The sequence below is a fragment of the Mesorhizobium sp. M2A.F.Ca.ET.067.02.1.1 genome (assembly GCF_004023285.1).
GTDB lineage: Bacteria > Pseudomonadota > Alphaproteobacteria > Rhizobiales > Rhizobiaceae > Mesorhizobium.
Map to the genome: position 1 here is coordinate 1 of NZ_RZSB01000222.1, position 8,092 is coordinate 8,092.

Sequence of the window (8,092 nt, forward strand, 5' to 3'; positions counted from 1 at the left end):
CTATCTCGACGCGGTGGCCGGCGCCCTGCCCGGCGACGCCTACACGCCGCCGGCGCCGGCGGAAAGCTGGCTCAACCTCTCCGCCCGTGCCCCAAAGAAATTGCGCATCGGCTTTACCGTCACGCCGCCGAACGGCGCCGCGATAGATCCTGAAGTCAAGCAGACGGTGCTTTCCACGGTCGCCGCGCTCGAACGTCTCGGCCACGACGTCGAGGAGCACGACATGCCGCTCGACACCGACGCGGCGTGGAAAACCTACACCGACATGACCAACGTGCAGACGGCCGCCACCTTCGGCTTCCTCGAAACGCTGGTCGGCCGCCCCGTGACACCGAAGGATGTCGAGCCGGTGACCTGGGCGGTCATCGAGCGCGGCCGTGCGACCAGCGGCATCAAGCATGTTTCCGACGTCGAGCAACTGAGGCTGATCGGCCGCGATATCGTCGGCGACCTCAACCCCTATGACATCTTCATCACCCCGACACTGACTCAGCTGCCGCGTCCGCTCGGCTACTACGACATGTCGGAGACCGATCTCGACAGCTACAACGCCAAATGGGGCGACGCGGTCTTCAACTTCCCCTTCAACATCTCCGGCCTGCCGGCGATCTCGCTGCCGCTCGGGCAATCGGCGGGCGGCGTGCCGATCGGCGTGCAGCTCGTCGGCCGTTACGGCGACGAGGCGACGGTGCTGGCGCTGTCCACGCAGTTGGAAAGCGAGATTCCGTGGAAAGGCCGACGGCCGGCGCTGTAGGCGATCACCTTGTCGGGCAAGGCTATCGATGTCTGGTGGGGTAGTCATCGTAAACGCTGGTGATGAGCTGAAGGCCCCCTGAACCTCGTCATTCTAGGGCAGAGCAAGGAGCGTAGCGACGCGCGCAGACCCTAGAATCCATTCCGTCACCGAGACCGAAGCGTGCAACGGTGCAGAATTCTGGACCGCCGCGGCGCTTCCAAGTTACGGCATGGATCCTCGGGTCTGCGCGCGTCGCTACGCTCCTTGCTCCGCCCGTGGATGACGACCGCGGCAGGCGGCTCCGCCAACCGCCAAAGGCATGGATCTGCCAACGCACATTAGCCAACCGGAGCTGCAGGCCGGGTCGGCCAAAACCCCTATAAAATTCCTATATCTTTCCCGCCCGCTCCGTCTCGAACCTTTATGGCGATCGGGTCCATATCTCCTTCGAAGAAACGCTTTGATCGCCGTTGCCGCCCAGGTGTCGAGCGTCCGCGTGCAGTTTTGAGCCCGCCACCGCGAGCCCGCAAACACAAAGTGGAAAAGGAAGACCTGCAATGGACCTGATAGTTCTCGGGATCGGGATTTTGTTCTTCGCCCTGTCCTTAGCCTACGTCAAAGCCTGCGACAGAATCTAAGCGGAAGGGTCGGATCATGCTTCTCGATTACATTCTCGGCGGCGCGGTGACCTTGTTCCTGCTCGCCTATCTCACCTACGCCCTCATCCGCCCCGAGCGTTTCTGAACGTTCCGGCGCCAGGCACGGAAAGCCATCACAATGACAATCTACGGCTGGATACAAATCCTTCTCTATTGCGGCATCCTCGTCGCGCTCGTTAAGCCGGTCGGCTTCTATATGCACCGCGTGTTCAACGGCGATCGCACTGTTCTTTCACCGGTTCTGGTTCCGATTGAACGCGGCCTTTATCGCCTGGCTGGCACCAACGAGCGAGAGGAACAACACTGGGCCGTCTACACGACAGGCATGCTGCTCTTCAATCTCGCCGGCTTCCTCGTTCTTTATGCGCTGCAGCGGCTGCAGGGCGTGCTGCCCTACAACCCCGCAGGCATGACCGCGGTCGACCCGCAGCTCGCCTTCAACACCGCCGCGAGCTTCGTCACCAACACCAACTGGCAGAATTACGGCGGCGAAAGCACGATGTCCTACCTCGTGCAGATGGCGGGCTTCACCGTCCAGAATTTCGTCTCGGCCGCCACCGGCATCGCCATCGCGATCGCGCTGATCCGCGGCTTCGCTCGTGCCTCGGGCAAGTCGATCGGCAATTTCTGGGTCGATCTGACGCGCTGCACGCTCTACGTGCTCCTGCCGATGTGTATCGTGCTGACGCTGGTCTATGTCTGGCTCGGCATTCCGCAGACGCTTGGGCCTTATGTCGACGCCACCACGCTGGAAGGCGCCAAGCAGACCATCGCGCTCGGACCGGTCGCCTCGCAGGTCGCCATCAAGATGCTCGGAACCAATGGCGGCGGCTTCTTCAACGCCAATGCCGCGCATCCGTTCGAGAATCCGGACGCGATCTCGAACATGGTCCAGATGCTGACCATCTTCGTGCTCGGCGCCGGCCTCACCAACGTCTTCGGCCGCATGGTCGGCAACCAGCGCCAGGGCTGGGCGATCCTCGCTTCGATGGGCGTGCTGTTCATCGCCGGCGTCATCGTCTGCTATTGGGCCGAGGCCGCCGGCAATCCGCTGGTGCATGCGCTCGGCATCGACGGCGGCAACATGGAAGGCAAGGAGACACGCTTCGGCATCGCCCTGTCGGCCTTGTTCGCGGTCATCACCACCTCAGCCTCCTGCGGCGCCGTCAACGCGATGCATGATAGTTTCACCGCGCTCGGCGGCATGATCCCAATCATCAACATGCAGCTCGGCGAAGTCATCGTCGGCGGCGTCGGCGCCGGTTTCTACGGCATCCTGATGTTCGTCGTCATCGCCGTCTTCGTCGCCGGTCTGATGGTCGGCCGTACGCCGGAATATCTCGGCAAGAAGATCGAGGCCAGGGAGGTCAAGATGGCAATGCTCGCCATCCTGTGCCTGCCGCTGGCCATGCTGATCTTCACGGCGATCGCCGTGGTCCTGCCGAGCGCCGTGGCCTCGATGGCCAATGGCGGCCCGCACGGCTTCTCCGAGGTGCTCTATGCCTACACGTCGTCAGCCGCGAACAACGGCTCGGCCTTCGGCGGCCTCACCGGCAACACACCCTGGTTCAACCTCACGGGTGCAATCGGCATGCTGATGGGCCGCTTCCTGGTCATCATCCCGGCTCTGGCCATTGCCGGCTCGCTGGCGGCGAAGAAGACCGTGCCCGCTTCGGCCGGCACCTTCCCGACCGACGGCACGCTGTTCGTCGGCCTGCTGGTCGGCGTCATCATCATCGTCGGCGGCCTCACCTTCTTCCCGTCGCTCGCCGTCGGCCCGATCGTCGAGCATTTGGCGATGATCCATGGACAGACCTTCTGAGATGACCATGCCACGCCTCAACGACATACGTCGGCACGACGGTCACCAGACCGGTGACGGAGCGCCTGACAACGGAAGGGACGAGAAGCCTCGTCCTTTCCCGACGCTTTCAACCTTTCTCGGCATGGCGGCCGTGCTGTTCGTGCTGTGGCTGCTGGCTTCCGGTCTTCCGCACCTCTTCCCGAAGACCGAACGCCCGGCGCCGTCCAACATAACCGATACTGGAGCCCAAAAATGAGCCAGTCCAAATCCGCGAGCATTCTGGATGCCCGCATCCTGGTGCCCGCTATCGGCGGCGCCTTCCGCAAGCTCGATCCGCGCACGCTGGTCAAGAACCCGGTGATGTTCGTCGTCGCCGTCGTCTCAGCTCTCACCACCGTTCTGTTCGTCAAGGATCTCATCGCCGGGGGCGGCGATCTCGGCTTCACCCTGCAGATCATCATCTGGCTGTGGTTCACCGTGCTGTTCGCGAATTTCGCCGAGGCAGTCGCCGAAGGCCGCGGCAAGGCGCAGGCCGACTCGCTGCGCAAGGCGCGCACCGAGACCCAGGCCAAGCTGCTCAGCAATGGCGACCGCACGAAATTCAAGCTGGTGCCGGGCACCAGCCTGAAGGTCGGCGATGTCGTGCTGGTCGAGGCCGGCGACATCATCCCGTCCGACGGCGAGGTGATCGAAGGCGTGGCCTCCGTCAACGAGGCGGCGATCACCGGCGAATCCGCGCCCGTCATCCGCGAATCCGGCGGCGACCGTTCGGCTGTCACCGGCGGCACCCAGGTGCTTTCCGACTGGATCCGCGTGCGCATCTCCGCCGCCTCCGGCCAGACCTTCCTCGACCGCATGATCTCGCTGGTCGAGGGCGCCGAGCGCCAGAAGACGCCGAACGAGATCGCGCTCAACATCCTGCTCGTCGGCATGACGCTGATCTTCGTGCTGGCGACCGCGACCATCCCGAGCTTCGCCTCCTATTCGGGCGGCTATATCCCGGTGACGATCCTGGTTGCTCTGTTCGTGACGCTGATCCCGACCACGATCGGCGCATTGCTGTCGGCCATCGGCATCGCCGGCATGGACCGGCTGGTGCGCTTCAACGTGCTTGCCATGTCCGGCCGCGCCGTCGAGGCCGCCGGCGACGTCGACACGCTGCTGCTCGACAAGACCGGCACCATCACGCTCGGCAACCGCCAGGCGACCGAGTTTCGTCCGGTCAAGGGCGTCACCGAACAGGAGCTGGCCGACGCCGCCCAGCTCGCCTCGCTCGCCGACGAGACGCCGGAAGGCCGTTCGATCGTCGTGCTGGCCAAGGAGAAATACGGCATCCGCGCCCGCGACATGGCGACCCTGCACGCAGCCTTCGTGCCCTTCACCGCGCAGACCCGCATGAGCGGCGTCGACATCGACGGCTCGTCGGTGCGCAAGGGCGCCGTCGATGCGGTGCTCAATCACGTCAACCAGGCGACGGTCGCAGCCCACGGCACGCGCCCGACAAGCGACACCATCCGCGATCTCCAGGCCGTTGCCGACGAGATCGCCAAAGCCGGCGGCACGCCGCTGGCTGTCGAGCGAGACGGACGCCTGCTCGGCGTCGTCCACCTCAAGGATATCGTCAAGGGCGGCATAGCCGAGCGTTTCGCCGAGCTGCGCAAGATGGGCATCCGCACGGTGATGATCACCGGCGACAACCCGCTCACCGCGGCCGCGATCGCCGCTGAAGCCGGCGTCGACGACTTCCTTGCCCAGGCGACGCCTGAGAACAAGCTGTCGCTGATCCGCGAGGAGCAGGCCAAGGGCAAGCTGGTCGCGATGTGCGGCGACGGCACCAATGACGCGCCGGCGCTCGCCCAGGCCGATGTCGGCGTCGCCATGAACACCGGCACGGTCGCCGCGCGCGAGGCCGGCAACATGGTCGACCTCGACAGCGACCCGACCAAGCTGATCGAGATCGTCGAGATCGGCAAGGCGCTGTTGATGACGCGCGGCTCACTGACGACCTTCTCGATCGCCAACGACGTGGCCAAGTACTTCGCCATCATCCCGGCGATGTTCGCGGTCTTCTATGTCGCGCCCGGCCAGTCCACCGGTCCGCTGCAGGCGCTCAACATCATGCATCTGGCGACGCCGCAGAGCGCCATCCTGTCGGCCATCATCTTCAACGCGCTGATCATCATCGCGCTGATCCCGCTGTCGCTGAAGGGCGTGAAATATCGTGCCATCGGCGCCGGCTCGCTGCTCACCCGCAACCTGCTCGTCTACGGCCTCGGCGGCATCATCGTGCCTTTCGTCGGCATCAAGGCGATCGACCTGATCGTCACGGCCCTCGGCCTCGCATAAGGATTTATCCCGATGTTCAAGCAACTCAGACCCGCTTTTGTCATGATCGTCTTCTTCACGGTGCTGACCGGCCTGATCTATCCGATCGGCATGACCGGCATCGCCCAGGCGCTGTTCCCGAGCCGGGCCAATGGCAGCCTGATCGAGAAGGACGGAAAGGTCATCGGCTCCAGCCTGATCGGCCAGGCCTTTGCCGGCGACCGCTATTTCCACGGCCGGCCGTCGGCCGCCGGCGACGGCTACAATGCGACGGCCTCCAGCGGCTCGAATCTCGGCCCGACAAACGCGAAACTGATCGACCGCATCAAGGGTGACGCCGAGAAGCTGAAGGCCGAGAACCCGAACGCGCCGGTGCCGATGGACCTGGTCACGACCTCCGGCAGCGGCCTCGATCCCGACATCAGCCCCGAGGCCGCCTATTTCCAGGTGCCGCGCGTCGCCAAGGCCCGCGGTGTTGACGAGGCCAAGGTCAAGGCGCTCGTCGACGGCCATGTCGAAGCTCGCGAGCTTGGCGTCCTCGGCGAGCCAGTGGTCAATGTGCTGGCGCTGAACCTGGCGCTGGACGAGCTGAAGTGATCCACGCGCGCCGGGGATCGACACGGTCCCCGGCGCAATCCATGATTGGACTGATGCCCGACGACCGGACCGACTCCGAGAACCGCCCCTCCCCCGACGCGCTGCTGGAGCATGCCGAGCGCGAGGGCCGCGGCCGCCTGCGCATATTCCTTGGCGCGGCACCCGGCGTCGGCAAGACCTACGAGATGCTGATGGCGGGCCGCGCCCGCCGCGCCGACGGCGTCGATGTCGTCATCGGCATCGTCGAGACGCATGGCCGCAAGGAAACCCAGGCGCTGGTCGACGGCTACGAGGTGATCCCGCGCCGACTGGTCGACTATCGCGGCCAGACCTTGGACGAGATGGATATCGACGCCATCCTGAAGCGCCGCCCCGACCTCGTCCTGGTCGACGAGCTTGCCCACACCAACGCGCCAGGCAGCCGGCATCCCAAGCGCTATCTCGACGTCCAGGAGATCCTGGCTCAGGGCATCGACGTCTACACCACGCTGAACATCCAGCATGTCGAGAGCCTGAACGACGTCGTCGCCCAGATCACGCGCGTCAGGGTGCGCGAGACGGTCCCCGATTCCATCATCGACGAGGCCGACGACATCGAGGTCATCGATCTCACCCCCGACGACCTCATCAAGCGGCTGCATGACGGCAAGGTCTATTTCCCCAACACCGCGCAGCGCGCCATCGAGAATTATTTCTCACCGGGCAATCTGACGGCGCTGCGCGAGCTGGCGCTGCGCCGCACCGCCCAGCGCGTCGACGAACAGTTGCTCAACCACATGCAGTCGCACGCCATTCCCGGTCCCTGGGCGGCCGGCGAGCGGGTGCTCGTCTGCGTCGACTCGCAACCTGGCGGCGCGGCCCGCATCCGCTATGCGCGCCGGCTCGCCGACCGGCTGCGCGCGCCCTGGACGGCGCTTCACATCGACACGCCGCGTTTGGCCGGCATGTCCGAGGAAGACAAGGATCGCCTGGCCAGGAACCTGCGCCTTGCCGAGCAGCTCGGCGCCGAGATCACCACCCTCCCCGGCCAGAACGTCGCCCAGGACATCGTGCGCCACGCGACCGCCAACAATTTTACCCATATCGTCATCGGCCGGCCTACCCGTTCGCGCTGGCGCGAGCTGATCGAGGGCTCGCTCACCTATGATCTGATCCGCAATGCCGGCGACATCAGCGTCCATGTCATTTCCGGCGCCGAGCGTGATACCGATACGCCCTCGACGCGGCTCAAGGCCGCGCCCGAGCAAAAGCCTTTCCAGATCTGGCCCTATCTGATCTCGACCGTCTATGTCGCCGGCGCGCTGGCCGTCAGCTCGATCCTCGACCAGTTCCTCGACGTCCGCAATCTCGCCAGCGTCCTGCTTCTGGCGGTGCTGACGTCGGCGGTCACCTTCGGGCTCTGGCCGGCGCTCTATGCCTGTTTCGTGAGCGCGCTTGCCTTCAACTTCTTCTTCCTCGAGCCGCGGTACACGCTGACGATCCGGGACCCGGAAAGCATCGTTGCCTTTGTGGTCTTCCTCGTCGTCGCCGTGATCGCCAGCAATCTGACGGCGCGCGTGCAGCGCCAGGCTGTCGCCGCGCGCTCGCGGGCGCGCGCCACCGAGGATATCTATTCCTTTTCCAAGAAGCTCGCCGGCGCCGGCACGCTCGACGACGTGCTGTGGGCCACCGCCTTCCAGATCGCCTCGATGTTGAAGGTCCGCGTCGTGCTGCTTTTGCCGGAAAACGGCACCATCACCGTCAAGGCCGGCTATCCGCCGGACGATACCCTGGCCGAGGCCGATATCGCGGCCGCCCGCTGGGCCTGGGAGCACAACCGCGCAGCCGGCCGCGGCGCCGACACCTTGCCCGGCGCAAAACGGCTCTATCTGCCTTTGCGGACTGGGCGGACAGCGATCGGCGTGGCCCGCCTCCACAATGACAAGCAGGGACCGCTGCTGACGCCCGAGCAGCAGCGCCTGCTCGACGCCT

At 65.2% G+C, this 8,092-nt stretch carries 7 protein-coding genes; all 7 read left to right on the forward strand.

Features of this window, described 5'->3' with window-relative positions:
* On the forward strand, positions 1 to 754 hold a 754-nt coding region (locus EOA28_RS16740), incomplete at its 5' end, for an amidase family protein (protein ID WP_148670736.1).
* A gap of 636 nt (positions 755 to 1,390) precedes the next feature.
* Positions 1,391 to 1,480: a K(+)-transporting ATPase subunit F gene (locus EOA28_RS16745; RefSeq protein ID WP_040990279.1), complete on the forward strand. Its 90-nt coding sequence runs from the start codon at positions 1,391 to 1,393 to the stop codon at positions 1,478 to 1,480.
* A 33-nt stretch (positions 1,481 to 1,513) separates the two neighbouring features.
* On the forward strand, positions 1,514 to 3,217 hold the full coding sequence (gene kdpA / locus EOA28_RS16750) for a potassium-transporting ATPase subunit KdpA (protein WP_127249494.1): 1,704 nt from the start codon (positions 1,514 to 1,516) through the stop codon (positions 3,215 to 3,217).
* On the forward strand, positions 3,201 to 3,455 hold the full coding sequence (locus EOA28_RS16755) for a hypothetical protein (protein WP_245484045.1): 255 nt from the start codon (positions 3,201 to 3,203) through the stop codon (positions 3,453 to 3,455). Before kdpA ends, EOA28_RS16755 begins: the two co-directional genes overlap by 17 nt.
* A complete protein-coding gene (kdpB, locus tag EOA28_RS16760; protein ID WP_128315065.1) occupies positions 3,452 to 5,545 on the forward strand; it encodes a potassium-transporting ATPase subunit KdpB in 2,094 nt (697 codons plus the stop codon). Before EOA28_RS16755 ends, kdpB begins: the two co-directional genes overlap by 4 nt.
* A gap of 12 nt (positions 5,546 to 5,557) precedes the next feature.
* Positions 5,558 to 6,121 carry a potassium-transporting ATPase subunit KdpC gene (kdpC, locus tag EOA28_RS16765; RefSeq protein WP_127249497.1) on the forward strand — a complete coding sequence of 188 codons (564 nt, stop codon included), beginning with the start codon at positions 5,558 to 5,560 and terminating at the stop codon, positions 6,119 to 6,121.
* Between the two features lie 53 nt (positions 6,122 to 6,174).
* A partial coding sequence (locus tag EOA28_RS16770) for a sensor histidine kinase KdpD (protein WP_148670737.1) occupies positions 6,175 to 8,092 on the forward strand: 1,918 nt, incomplete at its 3' end.

Coding starts and splice junctions, on each gene's coding strand:
- EOA28_RS16755 (WP_245484045.1), top strand. CDS start 3,201: ATGGACAGACCTTCTGAGATGACCATGCCACGCCTCAACGACATACGT.
- EOA28_RS16745 (WP_040990279.1), top strand. CDS start 1,391: ATGCTTCTCGATTACATTCTCGGCGGCGCGGTGACCTTGTTCCTGCTC.
- kdpB (WP_128315065.1), top strand. CDS start 3,452: ATGAGCCAGTCCAAATCCGCGAGCATTCTGGATGCCCGCATCCTGGTG.
- kdpC (WP_127249497.1), top strand. CDS start 5,558: ATGTTCAAGCAACTCAGACCCGCTTTTGTCATGATCGTCTTCTTCACG.
- kdpA (WP_127249494.1), top strand. CDS start 1,514: ATGACAATCTACGGCTGGATACAAATCCTTCTCTATTGCGGCATCCTC.